At 72.2% G+C, this 18,794-nt stretch carries 17 protein-coding genes and 1 pseudogene; 10 read left to right on the forward strand and 8 right to left on the reverse strand.

The genetic code is table 11. From position 1 onward, the window contains the following. Positions 1-29: 29 nt before the first annotated feature. Positions 30-887 carry a 3-hydroxybutyryl-CoA dehydrogenase gene (locus ACN6LD_RS30300; RefSeq protein ID WP_445044869.1) on the reverse strand — a complete coding sequence of 286 codons (858 nt, stop codon included), beginning with the start codon at positions 885-887 and terminating at the stop codon, positions 30-32. Positions 888-1,068: 181 nt separating this feature from the next. Here ACN6LD_RS30300 and ACN6LD_RS30305 point away from each other — a divergent pair, with 181 nt between their 5' ends. Then, positions 1,069-2,289, forward strand: a complete 1,221-nt coding sequence (locus ACN6LD_RS30305; protein ID WP_319187525.1) for a glycoside hydrolase family 10 protein — start codon at positions 1,069-1,071, stop codon at positions 2,287-2,289. A 28-nt stretch (positions 2,290-2,317) separates the two neighbouring features. Here the strand turns inward: ACN6LD_RS30305 and ACN6LD_RS30310 are convergent, their stop codons facing one another. Continuing rightward, entirely contained in the window at positions 2,318-2,521 is a 204-nt protein-coding gene (locus ACN6LD_RS30310) for a DUF1918 domain-containing protein (protein ID WP_319187523.1), read from the reverse strand. Positions 2,522-2,567: 46 nt separating this feature from the next. Further along, the gene (locus ACN6LD_RS30315; RefSeq protein ID WP_319187521.1) at positions 2,568-3,482 is read right to left on the reverse strand and encodes a DMT family transporter; all 915 of its coding nucleotides are present in this window, start codon (positions 3,480-3,482) and stop codon (positions 2,568-2,570) included. Here ACN6LD_RS30315 and ACN6LD_RS30320 point away from each other — a divergent pair. The 3 genes from ACN6LD_RS30320 to ACN6LD_RS30330 all read left to right on the forward strand — a co-directional run bounded on the left by ACN6LD_RS30320 (position 3,481) and on the right by ACN6LD_RS30330 (position 6,170). Further along, a complete protein-coding gene (locus ACN6LD_RS30320) occupies positions 3,481-4,968 on the forward strand; it encodes an aminotransferase-like domain-containing protein (protein ID WP_445044870.1) in 1,488 nt (495 codons plus the stop codon). The two genes, ACN6LD_RS30315 and ACN6LD_RS30320, sit on opposite strands and share 2 nt — an antisense overlap. A 42-nt stretch (positions 4,969-5,010) precedes the next feature. Continuing rightward, complete coding sequence (locus ACN6LD_RS30325; protein ID WP_319187556.1) at positions 5,011-5,463, forward strand: GNAT family N-acetyltransferase; 453 nt, start codon at positions 5,011-5,013, stop codon at positions 5,461-5,463. Positions 5,464-5,576: 113 nt separating this feature from the next. Next, positions 5,577-6,170, forward strand: coding sequence for a histidine phosphatase family protein (locus tag ACN6LD_RS30330; RefSeq protein ID WP_319187517.1), 594 nt, complete (start codon positions 5,577-5,579; stop codon positions 6,168-6,170). On the opposite strand, the pseudogene ACN6LD_RS30335 reads toward ACN6LD_RS30330, so the two are convergent. Continuing rightward, positions 6,152-6,353, reverse strand: a pseudogene (locus tag ACN6LD_RS30335) (DUF6314 family protein); the annotation flags it as partial. The gene ACN6LD_RS30330 and the pseudogene ACN6LD_RS30335 overlap by 19 nt on opposite strands. Positions 6,354-6,554: 201 nt before the next feature. On the opposite strand from ACN6LD_RS30335, the gene ACN6LD_RS30340 reads away from it, so the two are divergent. From ACN6LD_RS30340 to ACN6LD_RS30365, 6 genes are all read left to right on the forward strand, one after another. Then, positions 6,555-9,059: an alpha-L-arabinofuranosidase C-terminal domain-containing protein gene (locus ACN6LD_RS30340; protein ID WP_445044871.1), complete on the forward strand. Its 2,505-nt coding sequence runs from the start codon at positions 6,555-6,557 to the stop codon at positions 9,057-9,059. A 260-nt stretch (positions 9,060-9,319) separates the two neighbouring features. Then, the gene (gene argC, locus ACN6LD_RS30345) at positions 9,320-10,348 is read left to right on the forward strand and encodes an N-acetyl-gamma-glutamyl-phosphate reductase (protein ID WP_445044872.1); all 1,029 of its coding nucleotides are present in this window, start codon (positions 9,320-9,322) and stop codon (positions 10,346-10,348) included. After that, entirely contained in the window at positions 10,345-11,496 is a 1,152-nt protein-coding gene (gene argJ, locus ACN6LD_RS30350; RefSeq protein WP_319187511.1) for a bifunctional glutamate N-acetyltransferase/amino-acid acetyltransferase ArgJ, read from the forward strand. The genes argC and argJ overlap by 4 nt, the downstream gene beginning before the upstream one ends. Then, positions 11,493-12,398, forward strand: coding sequence for an acetylglutamate kinase (gene argB, locus ACN6LD_RS30355; protein ID WP_057580417.1), 906 nt, complete (start codon positions 11,493-11,495; stop codon positions 12,396-12,398). Before argJ ends, argB begins: the two co-directional genes overlap by 4 nt. Then, positions 12,395-13,594, forward strand: coding sequence for an acetylornithine transaminase (locus tag ACN6LD_RS30360; protein ID WP_445044873.1), 1,200 nt, complete (start codon positions 12,395-12,397; stop codon positions 13,592-13,594). The genes argB and ACN6LD_RS30360 overlap by 4 nt, the downstream gene beginning before the upstream one ends. A gap of 7 nt (positions 13,595-13,601) precedes the next feature. Continuing rightward, positions 13,602-14,147 carry an arginine repressor gene (locus ACN6LD_RS30365; RefSeq protein ID WP_057580416.1) on the forward strand — a complete coding sequence of 182 codons (546 nt, stop codon included), beginning with the start codon at positions 13,602-13,604 and terminating at the stop codon, positions 14,145-14,147. Between the two features lie 377 nt (positions 14,148-14,524). Here the strand turns inward: ACN6LD_RS30365 and ACN6LD_RS30370 are convergent, their stop codons facing one another. From ACN6LD_RS30370 to ACN6LD_RS30385, 4 genes are all read right to left on the reverse strand, one after another. Continuing rightward, complete coding sequence (locus ACN6LD_RS30370) at positions 14,525-15,325, reverse strand: FAD:protein FMN transferase (protein ID WP_319187507.1); 801 nt, start codon at positions 15,323-15,325, stop codon at positions 14,525-14,527. Continuing rightward, positions 15,318-16,433 carry an FMN-binding protein gene (locus ACN6LD_RS30375; protein WP_445044874.1) on the reverse strand — a complete coding sequence of 372 codons (1,116 nt, stop codon included), beginning with the start codon at positions 16,431-16,433 and terminating at the stop codon, positions 15,318-15,320. The genes ACN6LD_RS30370 and ACN6LD_RS30375 overlap by 8 nt, the downstream gene beginning before the upstream one ends. Before the next feature lie 56 nt (positions 16,434-16,489). After that, positions 16,490-17,872, reverse strand: coding sequence for a ferredoxin reductase family protein (locus ACN6LD_RS30380; RefSeq protein ID WP_266723678.1), 1,383 nt, complete (start codon positions 17,870-17,872; stop codon positions 16,490-16,492). A 143-nt stretch (positions 17,873-18,015) separates the two neighbouring features. Next, positions 18,016-18,753, reverse strand: a complete 738-nt coding sequence (locus ACN6LD_RS30385; RefSeq protein ID WP_319187503.1) for a L,D-transpeptidase family protein — start codon at positions 18,751-18,753, stop codon at positions 18,016-18,018. Positions 18,754-18,794: the final 41 nt, after the last annotated feature.

Genomic DNA, 18,794 nt, shown 5'->3' on the forward strand with positions numbered 1-18,794 from the left:
GCCGGACCCCTCCCGCAGGGCGCCGACGGTCAGTACGTGTAGAAGCCCGAGCCGGTCTTGCGGCCGAGCCGGCCCGCGTCGACCATCCGCTGGAGCAGCGGGGGAGCGGCGTACAGCGGCTCCTTGTACTCGTCGTACATGCTCTGCGCCACCGAGGCCACGGTGTCCAGGCCGATCAGGTCGCTCAGCTTGAGCGGGCCCATCGGGTGGGCGCAGCCCATCTCCATGCCGTTGTCGATGTCCTCGCGGCTGGCGATGCCCGTCTCGAACATCCGGATCGCGGAGAGCAGATACGGGATCAGCAGGGCGTTGACCACGAAGCCGGAACGGTCCTGGGCGCGGATCGCGTGCTTGCCCAGCACCTTCTCCGCGAACAGCTGGGCGCGGCCGAGCGTGCCCTCGGAGGTGGTCAGCGCCGGGATCAGCTCGACGAGCGACTGCACCGGGGCCGGGTTGAAGAAGTGGATGCCGACGACCTGGTCGGCCCGCGAGGTGGCGACCGCCAGCTTCACCAGCGGGATGGAGGAGGTGTTGGAGGCCAGGATCGCGTCCGGGCGGGTCACCACCTGGTCGAGGACCTGGAAGATCTCCGTCTTGACCTGCTCGTTCTCCACCACCGCCTCGACGACCAGGTCGCGGTCGGCGAACTCGCCGAGGTCCGTGGTGAAGCTCAGGCGCGCCAGCGTCGCGTCGCGCTCCTCCTCGGAGATCTTGCCGCGCTCGGCGGCCTTGGCCAGGGAGTTGAAGAGCCGGGTACGGCCGATCTCCAGGGCTTCGCCGGTGGTCTCGGCGACTTTGACGTCGAGACCGGCGCGGGCGCAGACCTCGGCGATGCCCGCCCCCATCTGGCCGCAGCCCACCACTCCGACCCGTTCGATGTCGGTCACATCGTCCCTTTCGCCGCGCTGACTTCGTTGGCAGGAGCACGCCCACCGGATTCCGGCAGGCCTGCTCCGATCGTGCACGTTACTAGCAAGTATCGATGATCGATCGCCGGGGTGGGGGCATGCTGGGGCCCGACACGATCCGTGACCGTACGGATCCGCGGAGTATGTGGGGATGTGTGCGATGGGGCGACTGACCCGGCGGGCGTTCGCGCTGGCAGCGCTGTCGGCGTTCACCACGACGGGTGCGGCGGCCGCTCCCGCGGGGGAGCGAAGAGCGACGAGCGAGATGCGGGGGATGTGGCTGGCGACCGTCTCCAACCGCGACTGGCCGTCCCGCTCGGGCCTGTCCGCGGCGACGCAGCGCGCCGAACTGATCGCGTTGCTCGACCTGGCGGTCAGCAGACGGCTCAACACGGTGGTCTTCCAGGTGCGGCCCACCGCCGACGCGCTGTGGCCCTCGCCGTACGAGCCGTGGTCCCAGGTGCTCACCGGCGTCCAGGGCCGCTCGCCCGGCTGGGACCCGCTCGGCACGGCCGTCACGGAGGCCCACGCGCGCGGCCTCCAGCTGCACGCCTGGTTCAACCCGTACCGCGTCGCCACCCACGACGACCTGACGAGGCTCGTCGCCTCCCACCCCGCACGCAGGCATCCGGACTGGGTGGTCCCGTTCGGCGGGAGGCTCTACTACAACCCCGGCCTGCCCGAGGTCCGCGCCTTCGTCCAGGACGCCATCCTGGACGCGGTCCGCAAGTACCCCCTGGACGCCGTGCACTTCGACGACTACTTCTACCCCTACCCGGTGGCCGGCCAGACCTTCGACGACGAGGCCGCCTACGACGCCCACGGCGGCGCCTTCTCCAGCCGGGCCGCCTGGCGGCGCGACAACGTCGACCGGCTGGTGCTGGAGACCGCCGCCCGGATCAAGGCCGTACGGCCCACGACCCAGTTCGGCATCAGCCCGTTCGGGGTGTGGCGCAACGCCTCCACCGACCCGCGCGGCTCCGACACCCGGGCGCTGCAGTCGTACGACGACATCCACGCCGACACCCGCAAGTGGGTGCGTCAGGGCTGGATCGACTACGTCGTGCCGCAGCTCTACTGGAACATCGGGCTGTCGGTCGCCGACTACGCCAAGCTCGTGCCCTGGTGGGCGGAGGTGGCGAAGGGCAGCCGCACCCGTCTGTACATCGGCGAGGCCCTCTACCGGGCGGGCGATCCCACGCAGCCCGCGGCCTGGCAGGACCCGGCCGAGCTGTCCGACCACCTCGATCTGGCGGCCCGGCACCCCGAGGTGCGCGGCCACGTCTTCTTCGCCGCCAAGGACGTGCGGGCGGACCGGGTCGGGGCGATGGCGCGCGTGGTCGCCGACCACTACCCGAGACGGGCGGAGGCTCCGCGGTGAGCTGCGGCCGCGGAGTCTCCGCGGCGCGTCACGGCCGGTGCTCCCCGGCCGTCCTGTGACGGATCTCGGTGTCGGGACCGGGTGAGCACACGCCGACGTGTCCGTCCTCGAAGCGGACGCGGTACGGGGGGTTGCCCGCCTGGCCCATCACCTCGAGGATCTCGCCGACCTTGTCGTGTTGCCCGACCACCCTGCCGTGCTGGACGAACTGGTCGCCCTCGGTTGCGCGCATCTGTAGGCCTCCTCACCCGATGCGGGAGCGGCGGCGCGTTCCTGGACTAGCCGCGCGCCCGCTGTGTGACGGCGATGCAGACGAGCACGGCTGCCGCCGTCAGCGGAGCGGCGGGCGTGAGGTGCTCGCCCAGCAGCAGCACCGACCACACCAGTGTGAGCAGGGGCTGGGCCAACTGCAACTGGCTGGCCTTGGGAACGCCCACGGCCGCCATGCCCCGGTACCAGACCACGAGGCCGAGGAACTGCGAGCCCGCCGCGACCCACAGCAGCCCGGCCACGCTGTGCGCGGTCAGGTGGGCGCTTTCGTGGGCGAGCGCCAGAAAGGCCGCGGGCACGCCGAGGGGCAGGCAGAGCACCAGCGCCCAGCCGATGACCTGCCAGCCGGGCATCACCCGGGCCAGCCTCCCGCCCTCGGTGTAGCCGGCCGCGCACACCAGCAGCGCCCCGAACAGGTACAGGTCGGCGGTGGTCACGGCTCCGCCGCTCTGCTGCACGGTGAACGCGGCCACCGCGCAGGCGCCGGCCACGGCCGCCGCCCAGAACGTGCGGGACGGCCGCACACCGGTGCGCAGGGCGGACAGCAGCGCCGTCGTCAGCGGCAGCAGACCGACCACGACGGCGGCGTGCGCGGTGGTGGACGTCCGCAGGGCGAGCGTGGTGAGCAGCGGGAAGCCGACGACCACCCCGCCTGCGACGACGGCGATCCCCGCCCAGTGCCGCCGGGCGGGCGGCGGGATGCGCAGCGCGAGCAGGCACCCGCCCGCGATCAGGGCGGCCAGGACGCTGCGCACGGCGACCAGCGACCACGGTCCGAAGCCCTCGAGGCCCCAGGCGGTGGCGGGGAAGGTGAGCGAGAAGGCGACGACGCCGAGGGCGGCCTGCAGGGTGCCGTGACCGCGTGGTCGAGAGGTGCTGACCGCTATCGCCGGCCGTGCAGTAGCGCTACTCTGTACTGTCATGCATGAGCGTAGCAGTGTCGGTGAACTGGCGGATCGACTGCGAGGGGAGCTCGACCGCTACTCTCCTGGTGGAAAGCTCCCATCGAGCCGGGCCCTGGTGGAGCGATTCCGGGTGAGCCCGGTGACCGTCTCGAGGGCGCTGGCGCAGCTGGCCGCCGAGGGCCTGGTGGTGACCCGGCCCGGCGCAGGCGCCTTCCGGACCCGGCCGACGCGCGTCACGGCCGCGCCCGCGGCGGACACCTCCTGGCAGGAGGTCGCGCTGAGCGCGGACGGCGCCGCCGACCTGGTCCCGCGTTCGGTGGACGCCTCGGGCGTCACGGTGTCGCTGTCCGCTCCGCCGCCCGGCGTGATCGAGTTCAACGGCGGCTATCTGCACCCCTCGCTGCAGCCGGAACGCGCCATGGCGGCGGCCCTGGCGCGAGCCGGGCGGCGTCCCGGAGCCTGGGGGCGGCCGCCCATGGAAGGGCTGCCCGAGCTGCGCGAGTGGTTCGCCCGGGCCATCGGCGGCTCGCTCACCGCAGCCGAGGTGCTGGTGAGCGCGGGCGGCCAGGCCGCGCTCACCACCGCCCTGCGCGCCCTCGCCCCGCCCGGCGCCCCGGTCCTCGTCGAGTCGCCGACGTACCCCGGCATGCTGGCGATCGCCCGTTCGGCCGGGCTGCGTCCGGTGCCGGTGCCGGTCGACCCGGACGGGGTGCGGCCGCAGCTGCTCGCCGACGCGTTCCGGGCCACCGGCGCCCGGGTGTTCGTCTGCCAGCCGCTGTTCCAGAACCCGACGGGCGCCGTGCTCGCCGCCGACCGGCGCCCCGAGGTGCTCCGCATCGCCCGGGAGGCGGGCGCGTTCGTCGTCGAGGACGACTTCGTGCGCCGGCTCGCTCACGAGGACGCCGGGCAGCTGCCGAGACCGCTGGTCGCCGACGACCCCGACGGAGTGGTCGTCCACGTGGGTTCGCTGACCAAGGCGACCTCACCGAGCTTCCGGGTCAGCGCGCTGGCCGCGCGCGGGCCGGTCCTGGAGCGGCTGCGCGCCATCCAGGTCGTCGACACCTTCTTCGTGCCCCGCCCGCTGCAGGAGGCGGCGCTCGAACTGGTCGGCTCGCCCGCCTGGCCCCGCCATCTGCGCACCGTCGCGGCCGAGCTGCGGACCCGGCGGGACGCGATGACCTCCGCGCTGCGGCTGCGGCTGCCCGAACTCGACCTGCCGCACATCCCGTCCGGCGGCTACCACCTGTGGCTGCGGCTGCCCGACGGAGCCGGGGACGCCTCCAGGGCTGTCGGCTCCCAGACCGAGGCGGCGTTCACGGCCGCCGCCCTGCGCGCCGGCGTCGCCCTCACCCCCGGCCGGCCCTACTTCAGCGCCGAACCCCCGGCCGCCCACGTGCGGTTGAGCTTCGCCGCCGTCGCCGGGACCGAGGAGATCGCCGAGGGGGTCCGGCGGCTCCGGGCGGCGTGCGACGAGACGCTGCCCGCAAACCGTTCGACAGCGTGAACGCCGTCCTGTGAGGATCCGGCCATGACTGCCACGGACGCCATGAACCTCACCCCGCCCCTCGCCGAGGGATACGAGATCTCCACCGACCCCGCCCGCGTCGACGCCGAGCGCGTGCACCGCTGGCTGTCCACGGACGCGTACTGGGCGGTCGGCCGCGAGCGGGAGAAGCAGGACCGGGCGATCGACGGCTCGCTGAACTTCGGCGTCTACGACACGGCGTCGGGGGAGCAGGTCGCCTACGCGCGGGTCGTGACGGACCTCGCGACCTTCGCGTGGCTGTGCGACGTCTACGTGGACCGGGCGGCGCGGGGCCGGGGCATCGGCACCGCGCTGGTCGCCGCCGTGCGCGACCACCTGCGGCCGCTCGGTCTGCGCCGCGTCCTGCTCGCCACCCAGGACGCGCACGGGGTGTACCGCCAGGTCGGCTTCGAGGCGCTGGAGAAGCCGGACCGCTGGATGGCGCTGATCTTCGACAAGTCCGGCACGGCGTGACGGCGCTGTTTTCTGGCGACTTGTCCCAAGGGCCCTGACCCGCCGGTAAGTTTTCTTCCGGTCGTCCGCCGACACCTCTTGACCTGCGCAGTTGCGCGGCTCACCATCACCGCATGCCACTTCGGGTCACGTTCGTCGCCGCCGCTCGCAGCTCCCCGCTGCTCGCGGAACGCTTCGAGGACGACCGCCCGCTGGACCAGGCGGGCTGGGGCGAGGTGCAGCGCGCGGCCGCCGAGCTGATCCCGCTCGCCGCCGCCGAGCTGCGTTACTGCTCGCCGACCCCGCGCAGCAGGGCCACCGGGGACGCGCTCGGCTACGCCCCGCTGGTGCAGCTCGCACTGCGCGACTGCGACATGGGCCGCTGGCGCGGTTTCACACTCGGCGAGGCGATGGCACGGGAGCCGGAGGCCGTGGACGCCTGGCTGGCCGATCCCCTCGCCACTCCGCACGGCGGCGAGTCCCTCCTCGGGTTCATCTCCCGGGTGGGCGGCTGGCTCGACACCCGGCCGGTGGAGGACGGCGGCCGCATCGTCGCCGTCGCCGAGCCGAGCGTGATCCGCGCCGCCCTGGTGTACGCGCTCAAGGCGCCGCCCTCGACGTACTGGAACATCGACGTGCGCCCGCTGTCCACGACCACCGTCACCGGTCGTGGGGGCCGCTGGAACCTCCGCCTCGAAGGGGCGCCGACTCAGCCCACGCGCGCGTAGTCGGTGATGAGGCGCAGGTCCTCGGCGGGGCCGGCCACGCGCCGGAGCGTCCGCCGGCGGTCGACGTCGGGGGCGGTGAACCCGCCTCGGTAGAGGTCCGCCGAGCAGGGGTGGTCGGCCACGTGCCGTCCGGTCGTGAGATCCAGGTCGCGAAAGGGGCGGCCGGCCGGCGAACCGCACGTCCGGCACTGGCCGGAACTCGCCCACGGGACGCCGCCCTCCGTCACACCCGCCGTCGCACGCCCCATTGACGTGCCTCTCGCACCTCCCTATCTTGCCGTTCGCAGTGCTGATCATCGTCCGATATGCCGAACGAACGATTCGCAGAGCCATTCGCAGAACAACGCGCAGAACAACTCGCATCAACGAGCCGCGGAGTTATTCATGCCACGCAGCGCCACCCCCACCGCCCGCACCCGCACGCGCTGGAGAATCGGCCTTCCCCTCACCGCCCTGCTGACCGCCACCGCACTCCTCCCCGCCCCGGCGCACGCCGAGTCCGTGACCGACTACGCCATCACCGTCGACCCGTCGGCCAAGGGCGCGAAGATCGACGACACGATGTACGGCGTCTTCTTCGAGGACATCAACCGGGCGGCCGACGGCGGCCTGTACGCCGAACTCGTGCAGAACCGCTCCTTCGAGTACGCCGCCGTCGACAACAGGTCGTACACCCCGCTGACCTCCTGGGCGGTCGACGGCGCGGCGCAGGTCCTGAACGACGCCGGCCGTCTCAACGACCGCAACCGCAACTACCTCGCGCTGGGCGCCGGCTCGTCGGTGACGAACTCCGGATACAACACCGGCGTCCGGGTCGAGCAGGGCAAGAAGTACGACTTCTCGGTGTGGGCCCGCGCCGAGCACGGCAGCACCCTCACCGTGAGCCTCCAGGACGCCGACGGCGCGCTGGCCGCCGCCCGCACGGTGGCCGTGCGCACCGGCGGCTGGGTCCGGTACCGGGCGTCCTTCACCGCCGCCCGCACCAGCAGCAACGGCCGTCTGACGGTGGGCTCCTCGGCCGCGGCCGCCCTCGACATGGTGTCGCTGTTCCCCCGGGACACCTACCGCGGCGAGCCCAACGGACTGCGCAAGGATCTCGCCGAGAAGGTCGCCGCCCTGCACCCCGGCTTCGTGCGCTTCCCCGGCGGCTGCCTGGTGAACACCGGTTCCATGCAGGACTACAGCGAGGCGTCCGGCTGGCAGCGCGCCCGCTCCTACCAGTGGAAGGACACCGTCGGGCCCGTCGAGCAGCGCGCCGTCAACTCCAACTTCTGGGGCTACAACCAGAGTTACGGCCTCGGTTACTACGAGTACTTCCGCTTCGCCGAGGATGTCGGCGCGATGCCGCTGCCCGTGGTCCCTGCCCTGGTCACCGGCTGCGGCCAGAACAGGGCCGTGGTCGACGACGCACTGCTGAAGCGCCACATCCAGGACACCCTGGACCTCATCGAGTTCGCCAACGGTCCGGTCACCTCCACCTGGGGCAGGAAGCGCGCACAGATGGGCCACCCCAGGCCCTTCCGCCTCACCCACCTCGAGGTCGGCAACGAGGAGAACCTGCCGGCCGAGTTCTTCGCCCGCTTCAAGGAGTTCCGCGCCGCGATCGCGGCGAAGTACCCGGACGTCACCGTCATCTCCAACTCCGGTCCCGACGATTCCGGTCCGACCTTCGACACGGCCTGGCAGCTCAACCGGGACGCCAAGGTCGACATGGTCGACGAGCACTACTACAACAGTCCGCAGTGGTTCCTGCAGAACAACGACCGCTACGACTCCTATGACCGCAGCGGGCCCAAGGTCTTCCTCGGCGAGTACGCCTCCCAGGGCAACGCCTTCAAGAACGGCCTGGCCGAAGCCGCGTTCATGACCGGCCTCGAACGCAACGCCGACGTCGTCGAGCTCGCCTCCTACGCGCCGCTGTTCGCCAACGAGGACTACGTCCAGTGGCGGCCGGACCTGGTGTGGTTCAACAACCACGCCTCCTGGAACTCCGCCAACTACGAGGTCCAGAAACTGTTCATGACCAACGTCGGCGAGCGTGTGGTGCCCTCGACGGCCACCGGCACCCCCTCCCTCCAGGGCCCGATCGCGGGCGCCGTCGGTCTGTCGACCTGGGCGACGAGCGCCGCGTACGACGACGTGAAGGTGACCGGCGCGGACGGCGCGTCGCTGCTGAGCGACGACTTCTCCGGCGACGCCTCGCGGTGGACGCACACCGGCGGGGGCAGCTGGTCGCTGCAGGACGGGCAGTACGTGCAGACCGACGCCGCCGCCGAGAACACCATGGTCTCGGCCGGTGACACCGCATGGCACGACTACGACCTGCACGTGAAGGCCACCAAGAAGTCCGGAAAGGAAGGGTTCCTCGTCGCGTTCGGCGTCAAGGACACCGGCAACTACTACTGGTGGAACCTGGGCGGCTGGAACAACACCCAGTCGGCCGTCGAGCAGGCCGTGGACGGCGGCAAGTCGACGCTGATCTCCAAGGCCGGGTCCGTCGAGACGGGCCGCGCCTACGACGTCGACGTCAAGGTGCGCGGCCGCCAGGTGACCCTCTACCTCGACGGCCAGGAGTGGGGCCGCTTCACCGACGACAAGCCGGCCGAGCCGTTCCGCCAGGTCGTCACCAAGGACGGGAAGACCGGCGACCTGATCGTCAAGGTCGTCAACGCCCAGTCCTCGGACGCCCGCACGGCCGTCGACCTCGGCGGCGCCAGGGTGGCCTCCAAGGCGAAGGCGACGACCCTCGCCGCGGCCCCGGACGCGGTCAACACGGAGACCGCGACGCCGGTCGCCCCGGTGACCTCCACCGTCACCGGGGTCGCAGGGAAGTTCACCTACACCTTCCCGGCGAACTCGATCACCTTCCTGCGGATCAGGCAGCGTTAGCGGAGCCCGGCGGGCGCGGGCGGACCAGCGCTCACGCCCGCCGGACGTCACAGGCCCCCAGGCGCGTCCCGGCGCCGGCGCCGGGCCCGCCCGCGGCCGTGCCGCCGGTCGGGTCCGGGCCGGTCATCGGCGTCATGGCGACCCCCGGCCGAGGTTAGGCGGGACGGCCCGGCGGGCAAAGATCCCTCCGGGCCGACCCCTGCATGGATTGCATAAACGTGCATGGAAACGTATAGTCATGCCATCCAGGAGGAGGAGTCATGGTGGTACGTGCGGCGGTGGCCGGAGCGAGCGGGTACGCGGGCGGAGAGCTGCTGCGCCTGCTCCTCGCGCACCCCGGGGTCGAGATCGGCGCCCTGACCGGCCATTCCAACGCGGGGCAGAGGCTGGGCGGGCTCCAGCCGCACCTGTTGCCGCTGGCCGACCGCGTACTCCAGGAGACCGCCCCGGAGGTCCTCGCCGGACACGACGTCGTCTTCCTCGCTCTCCCGCACGGCCAGTCGGCTGCCGTGGCCGAGCAGCTCGGCCCGGAGGTCCTCGTCGTCGACATGGGGGCCGACTTCCGGCTGAAGGACCCGGCCGACTGGGAACGGTTCTACGGCTCCGCGCACGCCGGGACCTGGCCCTACGGCCTCCCCGAACTGCCGGGCGGCCGCGCAGCGCTGGAGGGGTCCAAGCGCATCGCGGTCCCCGGCTGCTATCCGACGGCCGTCTCGCTCGCGCTCTTCCCGGCGTACGCGGCGGGCCTGACCGAGCCGGAGGCCGTGATCGTCGCCGCCTCCGGCACCTCCGGCGCCGGCAAGGCGCCCAAGACGCACCTGCTGGGCTCCGAGGTCATGGGGTCCATGTCGCCGTACGGCGTGGGCGGCGGCCACCGGCACACCCCGGAGATGATCCAGAACCTGAGCACCGCCGCGGGGGAGCCCGTCTCCGTCTCCTTCACGCCCACCCTCGTGCCGATGTCCCGCGGCATCCTCGCCACGTGCAGCGCCAAGGCGAAGCCCGGCGTCACCGCCGAGTCCGTACGCGCCGCCTACGCCAAGGCCTTCGCCGACGAGCCGTTCGTCCACCTCCTCCCCGAGGGGCAGTGGCCCGCGACGGCCTCCGTCTACGGCTCCAACGCCGTGCAGGTGCAGGTCGCGTACGACGGGGCCGTGGACCGCGTCATCGTCGTCAGCGCCATCGACAACCTGACCAAGGGCACCGCCGGCGGCGCCCTGCAGAGCATGAACATCGCCCTCGGCCTCGACGAGACCACCGGGCTTTCCACGATCGGAGTCGCACCGTGAGCGTCACGGCAGCCAAGGGATTCACGGCGGCGGGCATCGCCGCCGGAATCAAGGAGAACGGCAACCCGGACCTGGCCCTCGTGGTCAACAACGGACCCCGCCGCGCCGCCGCCGGCGTCTTCACCTCCAACCGCGTGAAGGCCGCGCCCGTGCTGTGGTCCGAGCAGGTCCTGAAGAGCGGCGAGGTGACCGCCGTCGTGCTGAACTCCGGTGGCGCCAACGCGTGTACAGGACCCAAGGGCTTCCAGGACACGCACGCGACGGCCGAGAAGGCCGCCGAGGTGCTGGAGATCGGCGCGGGTGAGGTCGCCGTCGCCTCCACCGGCCTCATCGGCGTCCTGCTCCCGATGGACAAGCTGCTGCCGGGGATCGAGACCGCCGCCGGTCAGCTGTCCGAGCACGGCGGCGAGAAGGCCGCCATCGCCATCAAGACGACGGACACCGTCCACAAGACGTCCGTGGCACAGGGCGACGGCTGGAGTGTCGGCGGCATGGCCAAGGGCGCCGGGATGCTCGCCCCCGGCCTCGCCACCATGCTGGTCGTCCTCACCACCGACGCCGACCTCGACAGCGGGACCCTGGACAAGGCGCTGCGCGACGCCACCCGGGTCACCTTCGACCGCGTCGACTCCGACGGCTGCATGTCGACCAACGACACCGTGCTGCTGCTGGCCTCCGGAGCCGCCGGCGTCACTCCGCCGTACGAGGAGTTCGCCGCGGCCGTGCGCACCGTGTGCGACGACCTCGGCCAGCAGCTCATCCGCGACGCCGAGGGCGCGAGCAAGGACATCAAGGTCGAGGTCGTGGGCGCCGCCAGCGAGGAGGACGCCGTCGAGGTGGGCCGCTCGATCGCCCGCAACAACCTCCTCAAGTGCGCCGTCCACGGAGAGGACCCCAACTGGGGCCGGGTGCTCTCCGCGATCGGCACCACCTCCGCCGCCTTCGAGCCGGACCGCCTCAACGTCGCCATCAACGGCGTCTGGGTCTGCAGGAACGGCGGCGTCGGCGAGGACCGCGACCGGGTCGACATGCGCTACCGCGAGGTGCACATCGTCGCCGACCTGGCCGCCGGCTCGGAGTCGGCCGTCATCTGGACCAACGACCTGACCGCCGACTACGTCCACGAGAACAGCGCGTACTCCTCATGAGCAACACGACCCGCAAACACACCGCGCTCCCCAAGGCGCAGATCCTCATCGAGGCGCTGCCCTGGCTGGTCCGCCACAACGGCAAGACCGTCGTCATCAAGTTCGGCGGCAACGCCATGATCGACGACGACCTGAAGGCCGCCTTCGCGCAGGACGTCGTCTTCCTGCACCACGCCGGCATCAGGCCGGTCGTCGTGCACGGCGGCGGTCCGCAGATCAGCGCCGCCCTCGACCGGCACGGCATCGTCAGCGAGTTCAAGGCCGGCCTGCGCGTCACCACCGAAGAGGCCATGGACGTCGTACGGATGGTGCTCGCCGGGCAGGTCCAGCGCGAGCTGGTCGGCCTGCTCAACCAGCACGGCCCGCTCGCCGTCGGACTGACCGGCGAGGACGCGCACACCATCACCGCCACCAAGCACCAGCCGCAGATCGACGGCGAGTCGGTCGACATCGGGCGGGTCGGCGAGATCACCGCGATCGACACGGGCGCCATCGAGGCACTGCTCGCCGACGGCCGCATCCCGGTCGTCTCGTCGATCGCCAGGAGCCAGGACGACGGACATGTCTACAACGTCAATGCTGATACGGCGGCTGCGGCACTCGCTGCTGCTCTGGGCGCCGAAACCCTCATGGTCCTCACGGACGTCGAGGGCCTCTACGAGGACTGGCCCAACAGCGACGAGGTGATCAGCCGCCTCACCGCCTCCCAACTGGAGAAGCTGCTGCCGGAGTTGAGCTCCGGCATGGTCCCGAAGATGGAGGGCTGCCTGCACGCCGTGCGAGGCGGCGTCACCACCGCCCGGGTCATCGACGGGCGCGTCCAGCACTCGATCCTGCTGGAGATCTTCACCGACGAAGGGATCGGCACGATGGTCGTGCCGGACGGACAGGGGGAGCCGTGAGCGACGCCAACCAGGAACTGACCGCGCGGTGGCAGAGCGCGTTCATGAACAACTACGGCACCCCGCTGCTGCCCCTGGCGCGCGGCGAGGGCAGCCGGGTCTGGGACGCCGACGGCAAGGAGTACCTGGACTTCGTCGGCGGCATCGCGGTCAACGCCCTCGGTCACGCCCACCCGGCCGTCGTCGAGGCGGTGAGCCGCCAGATCGGCTCCCTCGGCCACATCTCCAACTTCTTCATGGCCGAGCCGACCGTCGCGCTCGCCGAACGGCTGCTGCGGCACTTCGGCCGGGACGGCAGGGTCTTCTTCTGCAACTCGGGCGCCGAGGCGAACGAGGCCGCCTTCAAGATCGGCCGGCTGACCGGGCGGACCCATGTCGTCGCCACCGAGGGCGCGTTCCACGGCCGGACCATGGGCGCCCTCGCGCTCACCGGCCAGCAGGGCAAGCGGGAACCGTTCCTGCCGCTGCCCGGCGACGTCACACATGTGCCGTTCGGCGACGCGCAGGCGCTGGCCGCCGCCGTCACCGAGGAGACGGCACTCGTCGTCCTCGAGCCGATCCAGGGCGAGCTGGGCGTCGTCGTGCCGCCCGCCGGGTATCTGAAGGCCGCCCGCGCCATCACCGCCGCGACCGGCGCGCTGCTGGTCCTCGACGAGGTGCAGACCGGCGTCGGCCGGACCGGGCAGTGGTTCGAGTACCAGGCCCACGAGGGCGTCCTGCCGGACGTCGTCACGCTGGCGAAGGGCCTCGGCGGCGGACTGCCGCTGGGCGCGACGGTCGCCTTCGGACGGGCGGCGGAACTGCTGCAGCCGGGCCAGCACGGGACCACCTTCGGCGGCAACCCGGTCGCCTGCGCCGCCGGCCTCGCCGTCCTCGAGACGATCGAGAACGAGGGGTTGCTGGAGAACGTCAAGCGGCAGAGCGAGAAGTTGCGGGACGGAATCGAGGCCGTCGGCCACCCGTTGATCGATTATGTCCGGGGAGCCGGCCTCCTCCTGGGTATCGTGCTCACCGAGCCCCTCGCGCCCCAGGCGCGCCAGGCGGCTCAGGAGGCCGGGTTCCTGGTGAACGTGCCCGCCCCCGACGTCATCCGACTGATGCCGCCGCTGAACCTCGGCGACGACGAGGTGGAGGCGTTCCTCGGGGCGCTGCCCGGCATCCTCGACGCAGTGGACGGGGACCGATCCGGAGAATGAGACGACGATGAGTCAGGCGCAGGACCATGAGCACCCGGGGGCCAACGGGCCCGCCGTGCCGCAGACCCGCACCGCGCGTCACCGCCGGATCGTGGACATCCTCAACCGGCAGGCGGTGCGCTCGCAGAGCCAGCTGGCGAAGCTGCTGTCGGACGACGGGCTGAGCGTCACCCAGGCGACGCTCTCCCGCGACCTCGACGAGCTGAACGCGGTGAAGATCCGCAACACCGACGGCGACCTGATCTACGCGGTGCCCAGCGAGGGGGGATTCCGCACCCCCCGGGCGCCGCTCGGGGAGTCGGCGAAGGAGGAGCGGATGCGGCGGCTGTCGCAGGAGCTGCTGATCTCCGCGGAGGCGTCCGCCAACCTCGTGGTCCTGCGGACCCCTCCGGGGGCCGCGCAGTTCCTCGCCTCGGCGATCGACCAGGCCGAGCTGCACGACATCCTGGGGACCATCGCCGGCGACGACACGCTGCTGCTGATCAGCAGGGAGGCCACCGGAGGGCAGGCGCTCGCCGACCATCTCCTGCGGCTGGCGCAGAACGGCCACTGACGGCTGCCGCCGCGGGGGCCCACGTCTGTGCGCCGGCTGGGGGCCGGTTTGCGCAGTTCCCCGCGCCCCTGAGGGGGTGGTTGCGCGTGTGGGTCGCTGCGGGTCCGGTTGCGCGGTTCCCCGCGCCCCTGTGGCCGCCCGCGTGGGTGGGTGCGGGTCGGTGGGGGCCGGTTTGCGCAGTTCCCCGCGCCCCTGAGGGGGTGGTTGCGCGTGTGGGTCGTTGCGGGTCCGGTGGGGCTGGTTGCGCGGTTCCCGGCGCCCCTGGGGCCGCCCGCGTGGGTGGGTGCGGGTCGGTAGGGGCGGATTTTGAGCCGTTCCCCGCGCCCCTGAGGGGGTGGTCTCGGGGGTGGGTTTCCGTGCCCCCGGAGGGGTGTGGGTCAGCCCAGGCGGGATGCCAAGCCGCCCGTGCAGCGGACCTCGTCGCCTGCCGTGATGAGTAAGGCCTCGACGTCCGGGAGGGACTCCAGCCAGCCCAGCGCCTCCCGCGAACCCATCGCGAAGGCCGCGGTGGCCCAGCAGTCCGCCCAGGTCAGCCGGGGTGTCACCACGGTCACGGCGACCAGGTCGGTCACCGCGGAGCGGCCCGTGCGCGGGTCCACGATGTGCGCGCCGCGCTCCGACGTCCCGGAGGTCGCCACCGCCAGCTCGTCCGCGCCCGCCGCCGAGACCACCGCCGCGAGCCCGCCGGGACGCAGCGGGTCGGAGACGCCGACCCGCCACGGCCGCTCGGGCCCGGGGACGCCGAGCAGCTGCACGTCCCCGCCGCCGTTGACGCTCACCCCGCTCACGTCCGCCGCCGCGATCAGCCGTGCCGCGCGCTCGGCGGCCCAGCCCTTCACGATGCCCGTCGGGTCGAGCCGGCCCTGGTAGCGCATGCTGAACCAGCCGTCGCTCGTCCGTTCCGCCTCGGCGCCCAGCTCCAGCACCTCGGCCACCTCGGGGTCGCACTCCGCGAGCGTCAGCTCGCCGCGCGCCAGGCGGGAGACCTGGCTGTCCTCGCGGTAGGTGCTGAACACCTCGTTCACGCGGTGCAGCGACGCGACCGCCTCGTCCAGCGCCGCCCGCACCGCGTCGGCGTCGCCGCCGCGGACGTCGAACGAGAAGACGGTCCCCATGACCTCTTCCGCGTGCCGCACCACCGCCGGGGCCGCCGCCGACTCGGCCACCGTGTCAGACACCGGCCTTGTCCAGTGCGGACTGCAGGGACTTCTTGTAGCCCTCGCTGGTGTAGGTGGCGCCGGAGACGGAGTCGATGTCGGCGGTGCCGGCGGCGACCGCCTCCTGGTTGAGCTTGGGGACGGACAGCTGGGTCTTCTGGTCGCTGGTGCCGCCCTTGGGCGCCTGTACGGCCTCGGCCTTGGTGATCTTGCCGCCCGCCACCGTGATGCGGACCTGCACCGGCCCGTACTGCGTCTGCTCGACGCTGCCGGTGACGGTCTTGGCCTGCGCGGCGCCGGCGGAGCCGGAGGAGCCCGCGGAGGAGCCGGACGAGGAACCGCCGGCGTTCCCGGAGCCCGACGACGACCCCTTGCCCGCCTTCGCCTTGTCCAGTGCGGACTGCAGGGACTTCTTGTAGCCCTCGCTGGTGTAGGTGGCGCCGGAGACGGAGTCGATGTCGGCGGTGCCGGCGGCGACCGCCTCCTGGTTGAGCTTGGGGACGGACAGCTGGGTCTTCTGGTCGCTGGTGCCGCCCTTGGGCGCCTGTACGGCCTCGGCCTTGGTGATCTTGCCGCCCGCCACCGTGATGCGGACCTGCACGACTCCGTACTGGGTCTGTGCGGCGTCCCCGGTGAACGTGCCGGCGGCCTGCGCGCTCCCGGAGCCCTGGGAGGCTCCGGCGCTCGCGTTCGCCTTGTCGATCGCGGACTGCAGGGACTTCTTGTAGCCCTCGCTGGTGTAGGTGGCGCCGGACACCGTGTCGATGTTCGCGCTCTGCCGGGCGACCACCGCGGCGTTCAGCTTGGGGACGGCCAGCTCCGTCTTCTGGGTGCTGGTGCCGCCCTTGGGGGCCTGAACGGCCTCCGCCTTGGTGATCTTGTTCTCGACGACGGTGATGCGGACCTGCACGGCCCCGTACTGGGTCTGCGCCGCGTCACCGGTCATCGTTCCCGACACGACCGCGCCCGCGCCGCCCTGGGCGGCCTCCTGGGCCGCGCCGGCGCCCGCGCCGGCCGCCTGCGCGGCGTCCGGGTCGGTCGACGGCTTCAGCGACAGCAGCAGCACGACCCCGGACACGGTGGCGGCGGTGGCCAGCACGACCCGCCGAAGCGGGTGACTCTTCCTCATCGCTTCCTGAGCTCCTGATTCCCTTTGGTGGCGAGGTTCCCGTGCGTACGGGTCGCTCACATCTCGAACGACTCGTGGTGGATGCGGCGGGCGGGAACCCCGGCGCCGCGCAGTGCCTCGTACACGCCCTGGGCGAAGCCGTTCGGCCCGCACATGAAGACGTCGTGGCTGTCGATGTCGGGGATCTTCCGCTGCAGGGACTCCGCCGAGATGTCGGGGCGCTCCCCGTCGGGGCTGTTGACGGCGTACATCAGCCGTGCCCCGCGCTCGTCGGCGATCTTCGCCAGCTCGTCCCACAGGGCCAGGTCCTGCGTGCTGTTGGCCCGGTACAGCAGGGTGATGTCACCGGCCGCGCCCGGCAGCGTCTCGAACAGCGCCCGCATCGGGGTGATGCCGACCCCGCCGGCCACCAGCAGCACCTTGCCGCGGCTGCGCCGGGACGCCGTCATCGCACCGTACGGACCCTCGGCCCACACCTTCGTGCCGGGGGTCAGCTCGCGCAGCGCCGCGCTGTGGTCGCCGATCGCCTTGACGGTGATCCGCAGCAGCTCCGGGCGGGGCGCCGCGGACAGCGAGTAGGGGTGGGAGCTCATGCGCATCCCCGGCGCCATGAACCGCCAGCGGAAGAACTGACCGGCCTCCGCGCCCATCCGGTGCAGCTTGCGTCCGCCGATGAGCACCGACACGATGCCCGGCGTCTCCTCGATGACCGCCTCGACGTACAGGCGGTGACGCAGGTTCAGCCGCACGGGGGTGATGACCCGGTACCAGACGACCAGCGCGGTGACCGAGCCGTACAGCGCGTACCAGGCGGTCTTCGCGGTCGGTTCGACGGCGAAGTCGTTGCCGGTGGTGATCTGGTGCCAGAACGTGAAGAACACGGCCGCGTACGTCATCAGGTGGATGTGGTACCAGGTGTCGTACGGCATCTTGCGCCGCACCGGGCCGATGGACACCACGCCGATGAGCAGCAGCAGACCGGTGCCGATGGCGGCCTTGCCCATGTCGGGCAGCTGGTTCACCGAGTCGACGGTCTGCGAGACGATGTCGCCGAGCGACTTCCCGGCCTGCAGCGCGTATCCCCACATGATGAGGAACACGTGCGCGAACGTCAGGCAGAGCGTGTACCGGCCGCTCATCGCGTGCCAGCGGGCGACCCGGTCCGAGCCCACCCGGCGCTCCAGCGCCGGCACCCGGGCCATCTGCAGCACGACGAGAGCCATCAGGTATCCGGCGAGCAGGCCGGTGATCCGCCCCGCGTTGAGGATCTTGCTGTTGTCGTCCGCGATGTTGGGCGTGTTGTTCCACCACAGCCACAGCACGCCCGCGGCTCCCGCCCAGACGGCGATCAGCAGCGGCACGGCCGGTGAGCGGCGCGGACGGATGCGGCGCATCGTCTGGCGGCGGGCGGCACGGCCGCCGGCGATCGTCGTGGTCACTGTTCCTCCGTGGGTGCGGACCCTTGGCCCTCAGATACGGGCCACGGGCGCGGAGCGTTCAGTCTCGGCGAGAGTCCGCGTACAGGGCCGCCGACGGACGTGACCCCCGGTAACCGGTGCTGAAGGGGGGAGCGGCGCCGGGCTCAGTACCGCGTGATGGCGGTCCGCCCGCTCGCCGTGCCGATCGCCATGTGCGGCCGCTTCTCCGGCCGCGCCCACGCGAGCAGCCGTCGCATCGCGCCGGCCGGCACCGACACGCACCCCGCCGTCGCCCCGCGTCCGTCGACGTGCAGAAAGATGCCCGCACCGCGATCGCGCACGGGCTTGCGGTAGTTGAAGCCGATGACCAGGGCGTGCGCGTACTGCGCGCGGTAGCCGACCAGGTGCTCGGACTCGCCGGCCCGGCAGTCGGCCGGCCGCGGCTCGGTCCAGCGGTTGTAGGCGCGGGAGGCGTTGTCCTGGCACCACCAGGAGTCCTCGTGGACCGGACGGTACGGGTACGACGTCCCGCGGGGCGGGGCCTGGACGCCGAAGGCGAAGGGGAGGTCGTACAGGCCCGTGGGCGTGGTGTTCGTGCCCTGCCGGCGCTCGGCGCCCTCGACGAGTCCCTTCGCGCCGAAGCGGGCGGGTGCTGAACCGGCCCGCACCCATCGCCCGTCCCGCAGGTCCCACCAGGAGACGACGCCCGCGACGGAGCCGGTCCTCGGCGCCAGGGCGGTGATCAGCTGGGCGCCGGGGCCCGGGTCCGCCATCAGGGCGGGCAGGGGCGCGTCATGCGGCGCCGGCGCCTCGGCGTGCGGGACCGCCCCGGCCCCGGGGGCCGCGCCGAGCACGAGCAGGGAAGCGACGACGAGGCCGGCGGCGACGACACGAGGAGACATGCGAAGACGCTAAGGGCCCCCGTCGTCGTGGGCAGTCCGGG

It is taken from the genome of Streptomyces sp. SAS_272 (genome assembly GCF_052543235.1).